Below are 12,435 nucleotides of genomic sequence, written 5' to 3'. Positions count from 1 at the left end.
TAAAACAGCGGCACAGACTGGCCCGTTTTATTCGCCGGAACCTTCACGGTAATGGGCGTAAAGCGGATATCACAGTGCGCAACTCTGGCTTTGCGACCGCCTTTTTGTTGCACCTGTATCATCCGCTGCTTAGGGTCTAGTTAAATGAACACTGGGTAACGTTAGGGATCAAATTGGATCTATGTGGAATAGATGGGATCGTAAAGTGGATTAGATCTAGATACAGCGCGGGGCTCAAGGTTTTTAAAACTTGGGCCCCTTGTCTATTTTAAGCATTCTGTAATCTGAGCAGGTTTGAGCAGTCCTTTTAAAATGTGCTGATTTGGCCTAGTAGATTGAGCACTAGCTGATTGTGTTGGAAGTCAGTTTAAAACCCGTTTAAACATTTAAATCAGTCGCCGATATCTTTGGCAATATGAACCACCTGCCCAACTACTTCAAACTGATGCTGTTCCTGTTTAGGAACATCCAGGTCACGATAAAAATTATTGTCACTTATCAAGCGCCAAGTCCCGAGCATATTCTGAAAACGTTTTACAAAAAGGTTGTCTCCATCTCTAAAAATGTAGATGTGCCCGTCTGCTGGATTATTGCGCCCAAGGTGAACCACTAACGTATCGTTGCTGTGAATGGTGGGCTCCATGCTATCGCCTTTTGCCCATACTATGGCTAACTCAGATTCGTTGAAGCCTCTGAACTTCAACCACTTACGCCTGAATGCTAAAAATCTACTTGGCTCAAGCTGTTCAGGGTTTAATGCACCATGCCCAGCAGATACTTGGATTCTATATCCTGGTATTAATGCAAACTCTTCTATGTCTAAGCCTGCATTGTATAAAGCCTTTACCTCTCTGACCTCATCACCTCTACCAGTCGCTAACCATTCTATTGATACGCCCGTCTTATCAGCCAGGGTAATCAGATTATCCAGCGTTGGCGAACTAACACCAGATAGATAGTTATGCAAAGTACTGTATGAAATGCCTATCTCTTTAGAGAAAGCGCGTCCGCTTTTACTACCTAATACCGACCCTAGTCTTTCTGAAAAAGAAGATCCTTTTGCATGTTCCTCAAAAGGATCTGAGTTCCTTTTTAGGTTTTCATGTTCCTTTTCATCATAAGTCATTGTTTATTTCTACCTTTTTTAAGTTTAACTATAGGAACATCAATTCTTAAAAAGGAACAAAAACACATTGACCTGTTCCTATTGTTGATCAATACTGTTCCTAGATTAACTAAGTTAGTTAGTTTAGATGGTTAACTAACTGCCAATCATTACAGAAAATGAGAGGGATGGGAATGGAACGCACAGATTTACATCGAGCAGACATTATTGCTGCACTAAAAAAGAAGGGCATTTCCATGAGTGCGCTAAGTCGTGAAAACGGACTTGCTTCTACAACTCTTGCAAATGCTTTAGAGAGACCATGGCCGAAAGGCGAAAGAATTATAGCTAATGCCATTGGTTTGACTCCGGCTGAAGTATGGCCAAGCCGCTACGCAGAACTGCCGAAAGCGGGGTAACCATATGGAACGGTTTGTTATTAGCGAGATTGTAGGGCTTTCTGGTTTACCGACTACAGAGCGTGGTATTCGCAAATTAGTTGAGAGCTTAGCTGAATCCAATGGCATAGAAAGAACCAAGCGACAAGGAACAAAGGCATTTGAATACCCTATTAGTATTCTGCCTTTACCAGTCCAAACAGCCTTGTATAAACGTGAAGGCCAAATCAAAGTTGGCGATCAAGTACTGGCATTACCTAAAAAGAAAAGCCAGCAGACCTATTGCCGTGAAGCACTGTGGGCGCGTTGGAATAAAACCAATCATGCAGCCCAGGCTAAAGCGCAATTCGCATTACGCACTGTACAAGCCGTGTTTGCGCTTAAGCGTAACGGTATCAAATTAATGGATGCGTATGACTCCGTTTGTGCCGAGTACGACATTGCACTAAGCACGCTGCGCCGTCATTGCTCTATGGTAAAAGGGATTGATGAATCTGATTGGGCGCCAGCCTTGCTGCCGAAACACTTTGAAGCCTCACAGGCCAAGAAGAAAAACCAGTTTGCGTTTATTACACCGGAAGCATGGGAAGCCTTTAAAGCGGATTACCTGTCACTAGAACAACCTGCAATGTCAGTGTGTTACGAGCGTCTTAAACAAAAGATTGCTAAAGGCACAGACTGGACGATCCCCAGTTTAAAAAGCCTTGCCCGTCGCATAGCTCATGAAATACCCGCACAGCAATTAGTGCTACTGCGTGAAGGTGAGCATGCCTTGCACCAACTGTTCCCACCACAAGAACGCACAGTTGAAGGCTTGCATGCGCTTGAGTGGATCAACGGTGACGGTTACTTACACAACGTGTTTGTGAAGTGGTTTAACGGTGAAGTGCTGCGCCCTAAAACGTGGTTCTGGCAGGATATTTATAGTCGCAAGATCATCGGCTGGCGTTGTGATATCAGCGAAAACACCGACAGCATTCGCCTATCGCTTATGGACGTATGCGAAAAATACGGTGTGCCAAGCGATATCACTATCGACAACACTCGCGCCGCTGCCAACAAATGGATGACAGGCGGAGTACCTAACCGCTACCGCTTTAAAGTTAAAGAAGATGACCCGTTAGGCATCATCCCCATGCTTGGGATCAAGCTGCATTGGTCAAGCGTAATCCTCGGCAAAGGCCACGGCCAAGCAAAGCCCGTTGAACGTATGTTCGGTGTGGGTGGGCTTGAGGAATACATAGATAAACACCCGATATGTCGCGGTGCTTATACAGGTTCTAACCCAATGGCGAAGCCGGATAACTACGGTAGCAAAGCCATAGCGGCAGAGGATTTTTTAAACGCCATTGCGCAAGGTGTTGAAATGTATAACGCCAAAACCAACCGCAATACTGAAATCTGTAAAGGCTTTATGAGCTTCGATCAGGCGTTTGCAGCTAGCTATGAAACGTCTGAAATCCGCAAAGCCACCAAGGCACAGCTGCAACTGATGATGCTGCAAGCCGAAGCGGCTCGAGTATCTAAACACGGTACGATTGAACTCGATGCTGGCGGTAGTTTAAAAGGCCGCAAAAACCGTTATTTCAATGAAGCGCTAATGAACTATGTCGGCCAAAAACTGGTAGCGCGTTTTGACCCGTTAAAGCTGCATGACTCGTTAGAGATCTACGCCCTCAACGGTGTGCATATTTGCACCGCTGAATGCCTTGAAAAAGTGGCCTTTGGTGATACTCAAGCCGCCCGTGAAACCAAGCGTAAACGCACCCAGTTTACCAAGGCTAACAAGCTGGCTGCGGCTGCAAAAATCAGCATAGACCAACTTGAACTGGCCGCAATGATGCGCCCAGCAGCAGAAGAGATTATCCCCGAAACAAAAGTGGTAATGATGGTGCGCCCAACCTCAATCGGTAATACCGCTGCCGCCATTGCTTACGACCACGAACACGACTCAGACCACCAAGCCGAGTGCGCCGCTAACTTTAGCGAAAGCGTTGCCTACCTGCGTGAACTGAAAAGTAAAAACCGTCTTTAAACCCTATTTAAACGAGCAATAAAAGGAATGAATATGACCAACGTACACAGCCTAGCGAAGGCCGAAAGCAAGCAAACAGACGTCATCATGCGCATAGCAACCTTGATTAATGCGCAGCGCGTTACCAGCGGACAAGTGGCGCAAGAAATCAGCGTCGCCCCGTCCACCTTAAGCCAAGTACTTAACGGCCAATACAAAGCCGATCCCGTCAAGATTGTAGAGAAGCTAGCCAAATGGCTGCGCCTACGTGAACAACGTGAAGCCAACCCAAACATGGACCCTGGCTTTGTGTGGACGCCCACCGCCAAGTTGATTATGGACGATCTCACCTATGCCCAAATCACCGAATCTATTGTGGTGATCTACGGCGCATCCGGTGTAGGTAAAAGCAAAACGCTGGATGAATACAAACGTACTAACAACAACGTCTGGAAAGTCACCGCCAGCCCAAGCCGTTCAAGCCTCACTGAATGCCTGTATGAAATCGCTATGGAACTCGGCATGGACGATGCGCCACGCCGTAAAGGTTCACTATCCCGTGTTATCCGTCAGCGCCTGAATGGCAGTGAAGGCTTAGTGATTATTGATGAAGCCGATCACCTTGATTACCCCACGCTAGAAGAACTGCGCATCCTCCAAGAAGAAACGGGGATCGGTATGGCACTGGTGGGTAACAACAAGGTTTATAGCCAACTCACAGGCGGACGCCGCAACGAAGACTTTGCTCGCTTGTTCTCACGCATAGCTAAAAAGCGTGGCATCCACAAAGCCAAGCAAGCCGACGTTCGCGCCATTGCTAAAGCGTGGAAAGTGCCAGAAGGCGCGGAACTGAGTTTGATGATCCAAATCAGTGAGCGCCCAGGTGGCCTACGCCTATTGAGTAAAACCCTAAAGCTTGCAGCCATGTTCGCCAAAGGTGCGGCTATCACAGAGTCATTGCTACGCACTGCATTTGCCGAACTAGAAACCAACGAGTGAGGTGAGTGATGGAAACATTAGCGCTAGTCGCTCAACTGTTTTGGGTTGTTGTAATTGGGTGTGTCGGGTACTGCGTATTCAATCTAGTTGAATGGATATTCAGTCTTTTTGGTGGTGTTTGTTTTGGATGTTAGCAAGGGGATCAATATGGAAACAGTAAACAAGGTTCAAGAGAAAGTGCTTGTAGTCATCAAGGGTAAGCCAGTTGAAGCAGACCGCTTTATCACTAATCGACAAGGTGAAAAGTTTGAGTTTGATCGCGTGGGTGTCCATACCCGCGGCGGGTTCTGTTTAGACCAAATGCGTGATGACGAAGTGGTCATTGCACCAGGGCTTATCTACCGAGAAGTGAAGGAGGTGTGAGATGGCGGAATTAACCAAAGTACAACGTCTAGTTTATGACATTCGCAGTCTTAAAAAGATCGCAGCTCGCTTAGATGATATGTCAGCGAATTGGGTTGATGTTGATTATGCAAATCGACAAGACCTAGAGCTTTTACATTCCGATGTTTTAACGCTGATAGAGGAGTTTTCCGCCAAGGTTGAAGAAGAAAAAGACTATGCCAAAGAAGGTAGGCAGCTATGAAAACTCAACTCGAAAAACAAGCGCAAGCACTTACCGCTGTTGGTCGTTTAAATCTACATGGTTGCACAGTGATCAGCATTAACAGTCAGCACTTAACGCCAGTGATCGACGTAGATAAACCGCCGTTAAACCTGCGTTCAAAAGCGGTTCGCATTACCGAAGTACTGCACGGCATGGTCAATCAAATCTGTGTTGCCAGTTACAGCGGGTGCCTAGTGCGTTGGGTAGATGATGGCATGGAAATACCCGAGCAGATTTGCCAAACCCTTAATCAATATTCACCTGAGTTAATCAGCGTGTGGCCGAAGAATTTTTAATAAGTGAGAACTGAAATGACAGACAAAAAATTGATATCAAAAGCGAAGTACATGGAAATTTTAAACATGCAATTAGAAAGCACTGGGAGAGCGCTTGATTCGGCTAAAGAAGATTACGAGGCTTTAGATAATTACATCGATAAATTGCAAAGTATCGATTTTGAACAGGTTGAAGTTACTCAACAGGGAGAAGACTTTTCTTTCAATATCGTGGAGAAAACAAATGACTAACCAAACCGCCCCACAGGGCTTCCGTTTAAATGCACTCGGCCATGCTGTACCAGAAAGCCAAGTGAAAGACATCGACAAACTGCGTGATGAAGTCGTGCTCAAAATTGTCATGGCTGCCAAAGAAATGCAAGGCCACATGGCGACCTATAAAGCGACATCGATGGCAACGGTTGCCGACTTTATCGACCTCAGCGCCAGCGAGTTTGGCGTTAAGTTTGGCGGTACTAAGGGCAATGTCTCGCTGGTGTCATTTGATGGCAAGTACAAGGTCCAGCGCAGCATAGGCGAACATCGTATTTTTGATGAACGGATACAAGCGGCCAAGGTGAAAATTGATGAATGCATCAAACGCTGGTCGGTAGGTTCGAGCGACCAAATCAAAGCCCTCGTTGAGCTGTCATTCAAGGTGAACAAGCAGGGTTATATCGACGTTAACCAAGTGCTGAGCCTGCGACAGTTAAACATAGATGACGCTGATTGGCGTGAGGCAATGGATGCCATAGCTGACTCAATCCAAGTGATGGGAAGTACGCCTTACCTGCGCGTTTACGAACGCCAAGACGACGGCACCTATAAGCAAATTGCGCTCGATATCGCCAAGTTGTAGCCATGCAATATCTGCTACTGACCCGCTACGGAGAAGTAACCGTAAGTCGCCACGCTGTACAAAGGTGGCGACAACGAACGGGCCGCAACTGGGCACAGATGGTCGAGGCGATAACCACCGCTCACCGACCCACTAAGCAGCAGCTGCGGCGGATAAGGAAGCGTTCAGGCTGGCAACCCAAACGAATATTGGAATGCGAGTGTGCCTACTTCCTTATCACTAACCACAACATTGTCACCGTGTATGACAAAACGCGAAGGATTGAAACCGATGCATGAACTTAAACGATTGTTCACTACAGCTCTCAGCCTCAGCGAACTAGAGCATGAAATCGTGATGGCCGAAGCCGTGATGGAGAACGAACGCGCCGGAACGGCATTCCCTGACTCCACCTTTGAGGACGGTTATATCGCCGCCCTTAACTTTGTACTGGGCCGTGAAGGTTCCAATGTGCGCGAAGAATACGAAGCGTTAAGCACTGGCGGTGAGCATGAGCAAACGCCATGAGGACATCATCAAAAGCATCATGGCTTACGGCAGATTCAAAACCAAAGAACTCGCCGAGGCGTGGGCAATAAAAGAGTTTGGTAGCGACTGGCGTACACGCAGCGCAGTAAAAGCCAAGCGGATCATTATGACAAACCCGCACGAAAAGGAATGGGACGATGAATAGCAAAATATTAGACAAGATTAAAAAGCTACTAAGACTAGCAACATCAAGCAATCAACACGAAGCAGCTTTGGCACTTTCTCGGGCTCAAAAGCTAATGCAAGAGCACGGTATTGAAAGTGACGATCCAGCATTGGCAGGTGTTAAAGATGCCACTATTGAAGCGTTGTTTAGGGCAAGAGTGCCAACTCAATATTTATTAATTTTGGCTTACTCGATCGCTAAAGCTTTTGGGTGTGAGTTCTACTTTCAACCCACGTTTAAGAATATGCAGATCGTCTATATCGGCCATAACGAACGTCCAGAAGTCGCAGGTTATGTATTCAATGTTTTAGAACGACAGCTCACCAAAGCCCGCAAAGAGTTTCTAGACACACTCAGTACCAGAATGAAACGCGCCAATAAAACCAAAAGAGCAGATCAGTTTTGTGAGGGTTGGTGCACTGGTGTGCATAACAAAATCGAACAGTTCGCGCTTACCGAAAAAGAACGAACTGAACTGATCGCTTTTAAAGACAACGTTGACACAGTCAAAGGCGAAGCAAGAGAGGCTAAAGGTTCTGGCCGTCTCGCTGATGATGCCAAGTACCAAGGCTATAAATCCGCTAAAAACGTGACTTTAAACCATGGCGTAAACGGTCAAGCACAACAACGCATTGCATCTTAAGCGAAACAAGCAAGGCGCTGTGGTGCCTTGCCTGTCTGTTCGGCGTGGTAGCCGAGCACTGATGAGCAGCCAAAGGAAGCTTAAATGAAAATGTTACTACGTGGTGCAGAGTCACCAGAGCGCATAAAGCTAATGCTTAAGATGACGGGTATTAGAAGCCCCGAAATCATTGCCGCGATTTATGAGCATTTGCAATTTGGTATGCGTGAAAAGCATGCCGCGATTAAGCATGGTGTCGAACAACAAAATTTGAATAGAGCGTTAAATAATCTCAATGAGTTTGCAAAAGATTATGAAGAACTCAAGGCGCTAGATTGGCAACACTTAAATAAATTACATCACAAAAGTGATGTTAAAAATTCAAGTTTAGAAATTTAAACGCGGTTTAAAACCAAAGTAAACGGGGGTTAAAACTATGTTCGGTGAATACACGCCATTGATGAAGCCCATGCTGATAGCTCGCCGCATGGAACGCGGTACGGCCATTGTTGATGATGTACTCGGCCTGCTGAAACTTTGCCCCCGCTGCCAAGAATTTTGGCCGCAAGATACGCTGTTTTGGTCTACCTCTTCACGCGAAGCTGATGGCCTGCAATGCCATTGCAAAGCGTGTCAGTCAGAGCACCGCAGCGAACGAATTCAACGTAACGAAAGCCGCAATGCGGCATAGGAGATCAGTATGTCAAAAGCAAAATTAGCTGAGTACAACGAGTGGATGATTAAGGCAGAAGATGCTGGTTTTAATCTATTGGTATTTAAAACCCCATGCTGTGATAAAGACCTAAAGACTATTGCGCCATCTGATAAAGGTTCAATGTGGGATTCGTTTGCTGTGTGCCCCCATTGTTCACAACCGTTTTTAAAAGAAGTCTACGTTGATCGGGTGGTAGTACAGCGCCTTGATCATCCATCAACCAACTTGAAAACAGCTTAGGGGGATTTATGTGCGATTATCAAGGTAATGAATTTGGTGGTGTCTATTTAGATTCAGTCTGTATTGATGGTTATTTATGGGATGCTGATAGCGGTGGTTATGATGATGAAGGTAATACTTATCTAGATTGTGGTGGCGATATTCCATGTCCTTCATGCAATCTAAAAGGCTGTATTAGATTTAATGCTGATGATTATTTGAATGCAGGGTATGAATCTATAGATCACCCATTAACGACCAAGATGGTTAAAAATGTAATGTCAAAATTACCATCAAATCATCGAAGAATGGCAATGCGTTATTGGCGTCAAGGTCGTCGAGATGCGATCAAAGAAGCTAAACAACTAGCTTAAGGAGTTAACCATGTCTAACGCCCTTAAGCTGGTCCAAATCGGTAAACGTGATCTGCAACTGGACGATGCTATGTATCGCGATTTGTTAGAACAGGTCACGGGCGAACGCAGTGCTAAGGGACTGAGTGAAACCCAACTCAATGCAGTCGTGGCCGCAATGAAGTTGCGCGGCTTTAAGCCAAAGCCTAAGCCTCAACCACAGGCGGCTGAGGTGCCGAAGATCCACGCTATCTGGCTAACAATGTATGACCAAGGATTTGTGCGTAGTCGAACTGAAGTCGCGCTTAATACTTACGTTAAGCGCATGACTAAAACCAGCAACGGCCAAGGCATTGACCGCATTGAATGGTTAAAGTCAGCACAGGCTGTGATGGTATTAGAGGCGTTAAAGAAGTGGCATTGGCGCTGTATGGCTGATGCAATCATCGCCCGTGGTGGCCGCGTTCCGCTCAATGATAAATTGACTGACAAGGCAGGCTATGAAAAGTTAGCCGCCCACTATGAAGAGTTTTACATTAAGCGCAAACCAGACCAAAACCCAATCCCATGAAGATGGGATCACCTATGCCGTATACTTAACACACCTCGCCATGCGGGGTGTTTTTCTATCTGGTGAGAGGTGGCACATGACTCAATCAACAAATCGTACACATAGCGCAGCGAACGAAGAGAACTGCGACTGGGTTGGCTTTGATAGCTTAAGCCTAGATGATATAGATCGTATGGCTGACGATGATGAGTCATATCGCTGGCCTGAAACCATGCGGGACATTTATGATTTATTCAAATGCGAATTGACCAAGCAAGATATCGATCCCAAGATTGCTATCCCACTGTTGCATCGCCTTTGTCGTGAGTTCGGTGGGTTGCAAATGTACTTGCCGCGCGGCCATCTGCTTGAAATTGAGATGATGAATTTATCAATATGGCATGAGTTCAACGGCAAGAACGTTGAAGACCTTGCCCGCAAGTACAATAAGTCGATGCAGCATATCTATCGGGTTATTGCTAAGATGCGCAAACGTGAAATGAAGACTAGACAACCAGATTTGTTTTAAGGGAATGATGATGAAAAAGTTTATATTGCTAATGGCGTTAATCTCGTCACCACTAATGGCAGGTGAAAGTGATTGGGTTAAGAACGATGAACTCAATGCATTTACCTCATTAGATATTGTGAGTGGGAATGTAAGTGCAATGATAAAGCCTCGCAAGGATGGTGTAGTAAGTTTCGGATTGTTTCTTCCTTATACAAAATGCTATGTTGCCGAATCCCATCCAGAACCATTTGGGAGTTTAATTGTTGTAGGTGGATATGAAGATTTCCAATTACAATGTCTTGGTAAAAATCAAGCGGTAATATTTCCAGATATTAGCGTGAGCAGCGCAATTATTGATACGTTAATTAGAGATGGTAATGTTTGTTTAACTCTTGATGCTACTGGCGAGTCAATGAAAATGTGTTTCTCAGGTAAAGGCGTTAAAGAATTAAAAGAACTTGCCAACAAAAAATAGAGCAACCGCCGTTAATTAATCTCACCTCACTATAAAAAGCACAATCCGATTAGGCTATTTTAATCAGGTTGTGCTTTTATGTTTTCATCCTCTCACTCTTTTGTTGGCATAGCGTTTTCTACCGCTGGATACTCGCCTGAGTTTATTCATGCTGTGCGCTTTATACTGATTGAAGAAGGCGCACTCAATCAAGACGGTACACCCAAACCGAACCTTGGCTATGTGAATGATCCCAAAGATGCTGGCGGGGAAACCAAAGGCGGTATCAGTAAACGCGCATTCCCTAACCTCGACATCGCCGCGCTAACTTTAGATAAAATCGTTTCTATTTATCACACCTATTATTGGAAACCCGCGTTCTGTGCAGAGTGGTCTGGCCCTGTTGCGCTGTATACCTTCGATGCTGCTGTACAGCATGGCGTGACCAATGCGCTGTTGATGCTGCAAGAAATCGCTGGCACCAAAGCTGATGGCAAGATTGGCCCCGCCACTCGCGCCGCTGTGAATGGCTGCGATGTTGAATACCTCTGTGCCCGTTATGGTCTGCGCCGTGCGCGTTTCTATGCCCGTATCATCATAAAGAATATTTCCCAAGGTCGTTTCCTTGAGGGCTGGCATAACCGCTTAGTCAGCCTCACCAGCGCCGCGTGGGAGATCCAGTAAATGGGTAAGAACTGGGACTACTCAAAAGCTAAGGGGCGCGAGATGCGCCTTAATGCTGAACTGCGTTTTTACCACACTGGCGAGCCTGTACCTCAGCCGCCATTTTTTAGCCATTGCGGCACCATGCAATCTTGCTTTGTAAATGGCTGGAACAGCGTCACTCAATGCGATATCCGCATTCATCTCGATCAATCTATTGTGCCCACTGGCACTGACAAATTATCCAAACTTAGGAGCTTACGAGCATGTCACTCTCTTTAATATTAGGTGCAGCCAAACTCGCTATGGAAGTTGGCCCCGCCGCTATCCGTGGTATTTCATCCCTGTTCGGTGGCAGCGAAACCGCTAACAAAGTCGCTGATATGGTGCAGTCGGTTGACAGTGTGTTTGGCGATAACAAAGCTGGCGCACAACTTGAACTTGCCAACCAAATGCAAAGGCTACCGCCAGAAAGCTTGGTGGAACTTGAGCGCATTAAAGTGGAAATGGAAAAGGAAATCACCCGACGCCAAGAGCTTGCGCTTAACGATAAGCAGGCAGAGCAGCACGAAACCCAAGAGACTATCCGCAGTGGCGACAAAGCCGAAGATCCTTACATCCGTACTACTCGTCCGTTGATGGCGCGTCAGTCCATGTGGGCGGTAATGCTGTACTGCTTTTTGATGGAAGGCTTACATGCCTTTAGCTATGGCGTTGGCGTTGATATGTATGTGGCTACGCTGCTATCAAGCCCCGCGTGGGCTTACCTTGGCTTACGTACCCTCGATGGCTTTGCCCCACATCCAAAAGGCAGCGGCCAAAAAGTGGTTGGTACACTGATGAATGTTGGCGCCAAAGTTATCAAGGGGCGTTAATGACTGACCTGTTTGAACGCGCTCAAAAAAGTGAGCAAGAGTTTAGGGATAACGCCCTGTCGCACCAGCTTAAACATATGGTGGAGAAACCGGATTTTAATAGCCAAGGTGAGCGCTGTTGCCTTGGCTGTGGGTTTGTCATTGAGGCAGAACGATTACGCGCTATGCCTAAAGCAGTGCGCTGTGTTGATTGCCAAACGGCTAAGGAACGCTAATGGAGATCTGGCTTAAGGCCTATTGGCCGATGCTGTGGGCGGCATTAAGTACCATTGGCTTAATGATTCTTGCGCTGTTGTCTAAAACATACGCTAAGCATGAAGACCTCGCTAAGGTTGAAAAGAAAGTGGATGACTTAAAGGCACATGTCGATAGCTTGCCGACTCAAAAGCAAATCACAGAATTGATGGTTGAGCTGGCAAACACACGCGGTGAGATTAAAGAACTGAGAGCAAACATTCAGCCCGTGGAACACTTAGCAAGACTGCTATTAGAACAGCGTTTAAAGGATGATAAATAGGGGAT

General features: G+C 46.2%; 24 protein-coding genes and 1 other RNA gene. 24 read left to right on the top strand and 1 reads right to left on the bottom strand.

From position 1 onward, the window contains the following. Window positions 1-391: 391 nt before the first annotated feature. The gene (locus tag KFE26_RS19890) at window positions 392-1,126 is read right to left on the bottom strand and encodes an XRE family transcriptional regulator (protein ID WP_212601483.1); all 735 of its coding nucleotides are present in this window, start codon (window positions 1,124-1,126) and stop codon (window positions 392-394) included. Between the two features lie 173 nt (window positions 1,127-1,299). Here KFE26_RS19890 and KFE26_RS19885 point away from each other — a divergent pair, with 173 nt between their 5' ends. The 24 genes from KFE26_RS19885 (at window position 1,300) to KFE26_RS19770 (ending at window position 12,430) form a co-directional block, all read left to right on the top strand. After that, window positions 1,300-1,524, top strand: a complete 225-nt coding sequence (locus tag KFE26_RS19885) for a helix-turn-helix transcriptional regulator (protein ID WP_071938781.1) — start codon at window positions 1,300-1,302, stop codon at window positions 1,522-1,524. A gap of 4 nt (window positions 1,525-1,528) precedes the next feature. Then, window positions 1,529-3,538: a transposase domain-containing protein gene (locus tag KFE26_RS19880; RefSeq protein ID WP_212601482.1), complete on the top strand. Its 2,010-nt coding sequence runs from the start codon at window positions 1,529-1,531 to the stop codon at window positions 3,536-3,538. A 33-nt stretch (window positions 3,539-3,571) separates the two neighbouring features. After that, entirely contained in the window at window positions 3,572-4,516 is a 945-nt protein-coding gene (locus KFE26_RS19875) for an AAA family ATPase (protein ID WP_212601481.1), read from the top strand. A 147-nt stretch (window positions 4,517-4,663) separates the two neighbouring features. Beyond that, a complete protein-coding gene (locus KFE26_RS19870) occupies window positions 4,664-4,879 on the top strand; it encodes a hypothetical protein (protein ID WP_212601480.1) in 216 nt (71 codons plus the stop codon). 1 nt (window position 4,880) lies between these two features. Then, window positions 4,881-5,102, top strand: coding sequence for a hypothetical protein (locus KFE26_RS19865; RefSeq protein WP_212601479.1), 222 nt, complete (start codon window positions 4,881-4,883; stop codon window positions 5,100-5,102). Then, window positions 5,099-5,419 carry a hypothetical protein gene (locus KFE26_RS19860; RefSeq protein ID WP_212601478.1) on the top strand — a complete coding sequence of 107 codons (321 nt, stop codon included), beginning with the start codon at window positions 5,099-5,101 and terminating at the stop codon, window positions 5,417-5,419. Before KFE26_RS19865 ends, KFE26_RS19860 begins: the two co-directional genes overlap by 4 nt. 15 nt (window positions 5,420-5,434) lie before the next feature. Continuing rightward, window positions 5,435-5,650 (top strand): hypothetical protein, encoded by a 216-nt coding sequence (locus tag KFE26_RS19855; RefSeq protein WP_212601477.1) that lies wholly within the window; start codon window positions 5,435-5,437, stop codon window positions 5,648-5,650. Further along, window positions 5,643-6,257: a DUF3164 family protein gene (locus KFE26_RS19850; RefSeq protein ID WP_212601476.1), complete on the top strand. Its 615-nt coding sequence runs from the start codon at window positions 5,643-5,645 to the stop codon at window positions 6,255-6,257. Before KFE26_RS19855 ends, KFE26_RS19850 begins: the two co-directional genes overlap by 8 nt. A 270-nt stretch (window positions 6,258-6,527) precedes the next feature. Beyond that, the gene (locus tag KFE26_RS19845; RefSeq protein ID WP_212601475.1) at window positions 6,528-6,764 is read left to right on the top strand and encodes a hypothetical protein; all 237 of its coding nucleotides are present in this window, start codon (window positions 6,528-6,530) and stop codon (window positions 6,762-6,764) included. Next, window positions 6,748-6,930 (top strand): hypothetical protein, encoded by a 183-nt coding sequence (locus KFE26_RS19840; protein WP_105252012.1) that lies wholly within the window; start codon window positions 6,748-6,750, stop codon window positions 6,928-6,930. The genes KFE26_RS19845 and KFE26_RS19840 overlap by 17 nt, the downstream gene beginning before the upstream one ends. After that, window positions 6,923-7,594, top strand: a complete 672-nt coding sequence (locus KFE26_RS19835; protein ID WP_212601474.1) for a DUF2786 domain-containing protein — start codon at window positions 6,923-6,925, stop codon at window positions 7,592-7,594. The genes KFE26_RS19840 and KFE26_RS19835 overlap by 8 nt, the downstream gene beginning before the upstream one ends. Further along, an RNA gene (locus KFE26_RS19830) (hammerhead ribozyme type II) lies at window positions 7,593-7,669 on the top strand. The genes KFE26_RS19835 and KFE26_RS19830 overlap by 2 nt, the downstream gene beginning before the upstream one ends. Window positions 7,670-7,678: 9 nt before the next feature. Beyond that, the gene (locus tag KFE26_RS19825; protein WP_212601473.1) at window positions 7,679-7,972 is read left to right on the top strand and encodes a hypothetical protein; all 294 of its coding nucleotides are present in this window, start codon (window positions 7,679-7,681) and stop codon (window positions 7,970-7,972) included. 37 nt (window positions 7,973-8,009) lie between these two features. Continuing rightward, complete coding sequence (locus KFE26_RS19820; RefSeq protein ID WP_105252009.1) at window positions 8,010-8,264, top strand: hypothetical protein; 255 nt, start codon at window positions 8,010-8,012, stop codon at window positions 8,262-8,264. Between the two features lie 9 nt (window positions 8,265-8,273). Further along, on the top strand, window positions 8,274-8,528 hold the full coding sequence (locus tag KFE26_RS19815; protein WP_212601472.1) for a hypothetical protein: 255 nt from the start codon (window positions 8,274-8,276) through the stop codon (window positions 8,526-8,528). An 8-nt stretch (window positions 8,529-8,536) separates the two neighbouring features. Continuing rightward, window positions 8,537-8,881 (top strand): hypothetical protein, encoded by a 345-nt coding sequence (locus tag KFE26_RS19810; protein ID WP_212601471.1) that lies wholly within the window; start codon window positions 8,537-8,539, stop codon window positions 8,879-8,881. 10 nt (window positions 8,882-8,891) lie between these two features. Then, window positions 8,892-9,431 (top strand): gp16 family protein, encoded by a 540-nt coding sequence (locus KFE26_RS19805; RefSeq protein WP_212601470.1) that lies wholly within the window; start codon window positions 8,892-8,894, stop codon window positions 9,429-9,431. A 76-nt stretch (window positions 9,432-9,507) separates the two neighbouring features. Then, a complete protein-coding gene (locus tag KFE26_RS19800) occupies window positions 9,508-9,939 on the top strand; it encodes a Mor transcription activator family protein (RefSeq protein ID WP_212601469.1) in 432 nt (143 codons plus the stop codon). A 10-nt stretch (window positions 9,940-9,949) separates the two neighbouring features. Continuing rightward, complete coding sequence (locus KFE26_RS19795) at window positions 9,950-10,396, top strand: hypothetical protein (RefSeq protein ID WP_212601468.1); 447 nt, start codon at window positions 9,950-9,952, stop codon at window positions 10,394-10,396. A gap of 78 nt (window positions 10,397-10,474) precedes the next feature. Beyond that, window positions 10,475-11,059, top strand: coding sequence for a glycoside hydrolase family 108 protein (locus KFE26_RS19790; protein WP_212601467.1), 585 nt, complete (start codon window positions 10,475-10,477; stop codon window positions 11,057-11,059). Beyond that, window positions 11,060-11,320 carry a hypothetical protein gene (locus tag KFE26_RS19785; protein WP_212601466.1) on the top strand — a complete coding sequence of 87 codons (261 nt, stop codon included), beginning with the start codon at window positions 11,060-11,062 and terminating at the stop codon, window positions 11,318-11,320. It begins immediately after the preceding gene. Further along, the gene (locus KFE26_RS19780) at window positions 11,305-11,913 is read left to right on the top strand and encodes a hypothetical protein (RefSeq protein WP_212601465.1); all 609 of its coding nucleotides are present in this window, start codon (window positions 11,305-11,307) and stop codon (window positions 11,911-11,913) included. The genes KFE26_RS19785 and KFE26_RS19780 overlap by 16 nt, the downstream gene beginning before the upstream one ends. Beyond that, a complete protein-coding gene (locus KFE26_RS19775; protein WP_212601464.1) occupies window positions 11,913-12,128 on the top strand; it encodes a TraR/DksA C4-type zinc finger protein in 216 nt (71 codons plus the stop codon). The genes KFE26_RS19780 and KFE26_RS19775 overlap by 1 nt, the downstream gene beginning before the upstream one ends. Beyond that, window positions 12,128-12,430: a DUF2730 family protein gene (locus KFE26_RS19770; protein ID WP_105251998.1), complete on the top strand. Its 303-nt coding sequence runs from the start codon at window positions 12,128-12,130 to the stop codon at window positions 12,428-12,430. The genes KFE26_RS19775 and KFE26_RS19770 overlap by 1 nt, the downstream gene beginning before the upstream one ends. Window positions 12,431-12,435: the final 5 nt, after the last annotated feature.

It is taken from the genome of Shewanella sp. M16, assembly GCF_018224605.1.
Lineage (GTDB): Bacteria > Pseudomonadota > Gammaproteobacteria > Enterobacterales > Shewanellaceae > Shewanella > Shewanella oncorhynchi.
This window is presented reverse-complemented; position numbering and strand designations above follow the sequence as displayed.

Excerpts from the sequence above, each read along its gene's own strand:
- KFE26_RS19890 (WP_212601483.1), bottom strand. The coding sequence starts at position 1,126 with ATGACTTATGATGAAAAGGAACATGAAAACCTAAAAAGGAACTCAGAT.
- KFE26_RS19885 (WP_071938781.1), top strand. The coding sequence starts at position 1,300 with ATGGAACGCACAGATTTACATCGAGCAGACATTATTGCTGCACTAAAA.
- KFE26_RS19880 (WP_212601482.1), top strand. The coding sequence starts at position 1,529 with ATGGAACGGTTTGTTATTAGCGAGATTGTAGGGCTTTCTGGTTTACCG.
- KFE26_RS19875 (WP_212601481.1), top strand. The coding sequence starts at position 3,572 with ATGACCAACGTACACAGCCTAGCGAAGGCCGAAAGCAAGCAAACAGAC.
- KFE26_RS19870 (WP_212601480.1), top strand. The coding sequence starts at position 4,664 with ATGGAAACAGTAAACAAGGTTCAAGAGAAAGTGCTTGTAGTCATCAAG.
- KFE26_RS19865 (WP_212601479.1), top strand. The coding sequence starts at position 4,881 with ATGGCGGAATTAACCAAAGTACAACGTCTAGTTTATGACATTCGCAGT.
- KFE26_RS19860 (WP_212601478.1), top strand. The coding sequence starts at position 5,099 with ATGAAAACTCAACTCGAAAAACAAGCGCAAGCACTTACCGCTGTTGGT.
- KFE26_RS19855 (WP_212601477.1), top strand. The coding sequence starts at position 5,435 with ATGACAGACAAAAAATTGATATCAAAAGCGAAGTACATGGAAATTTTA.
- KFE26_RS19850 (WP_212601476.1), top strand. The coding sequence starts at position 5,643 with ATGACTAACCAAACCGCCCCACAGGGCTTCCGTTTAAATGCACTCGGC.
- KFE26_RS19845 (WP_212601475.1), top strand. The coding sequence starts at position 6,528 with ATGCATGAACTTAAACGATTGTTCACTACAGCTCTCAGCCTCAGCGAA.
- KFE26_RS19840 (WP_105252012.1), top strand. The coding sequence starts at position 6,748 with ATGAGCAAACGCCATGAGGACATCATCAAAAGCATCATGGCTTACGGC.
- KFE26_RS19835 (WP_212601474.1), top strand. The coding sequence starts at position 6,923 with ATGAATAGCAAAATATTAGACAAGATTAAAAAGCTACTAAGACTAGCA.
- KFE26_RS19825 (WP_212601473.1), top strand. The coding sequence starts at position 7,679 with ATGAAAATGTTACTACGTGGTGCAGAGTCACCAGAGCGCATAAAGCTA.
- KFE26_RS19820 (WP_105252009.1), top strand. The coding sequence starts at position 8,010 with ATGTTCGGTGAATACACGCCATTGATGAAGCCCATGCTGATAGCTCGC.
- KFE26_RS19815 (WP_212601472.1), top strand. The coding sequence starts at position 8,274 with ATGTCAAAAGCAAAATTAGCTGAGTACAACGAGTGGATGATTAAGGCA.
- KFE26_RS19810 (WP_212601471.1), top strand. The coding sequence starts at position 8,537 with ATGTGCGATTATCAAGGTAATGAATTTGGTGGTGTCTATTTAGATTCA.
- KFE26_RS19805 (WP_212601470.1), top strand. The coding sequence starts at position 8,892 with ATGTCTAACGCCCTTAAGCTGGTCCAAATCGGTAAACGTGATCTGCAA.
- KFE26_RS19800 (WP_212601469.1), top strand. The coding sequence starts at position 9,508 with ATGACTCAATCAACAAATCGTACACATAGCGCAGCGAACGAAGAGAAC.
- KFE26_RS19795 (WP_212601468.1), top strand. The coding sequence starts at position 9,950 with ATGAAAAAGTTTATATTGCTAATGGCGTTAATCTCGTCACCACTAATG.
- KFE26_RS19790 (WP_212601467.1), top strand. The coding sequence starts at position 10,475 with ATGTTTTCATCCTCTCACTCTTTTGTTGGCATAGCGTTTTCTACCGCT.
- KFE26_RS19785 (WP_212601466.1), top strand. The coding sequence starts at position 11,060 with ATGGGTAAGAACTGGGACTACTCAAAAGCTAAGGGGCGCGAGATGCGC.
- KFE26_RS19780 (WP_212601465.1), top strand. The coding sequence starts at position 11,305 with ATGTCACTCTCTTTAATATTAGGTGCAGCCAAACTCGCTATGGAAGTT.
- KFE26_RS19775 (WP_212601464.1), top strand. The coding sequence starts at position 11,913 with ATGACTGACCTGTTTGAACGCGCTCAAAAAAGTGAGCAAGAGTTTAGG.
- KFE26_RS19770 (WP_105251998.1), top strand. The coding sequence starts at position 12,128 with ATGGAGATCTGGCTTAAGGCCTATTGGCCGATGCTGTGGGCGGCATTA.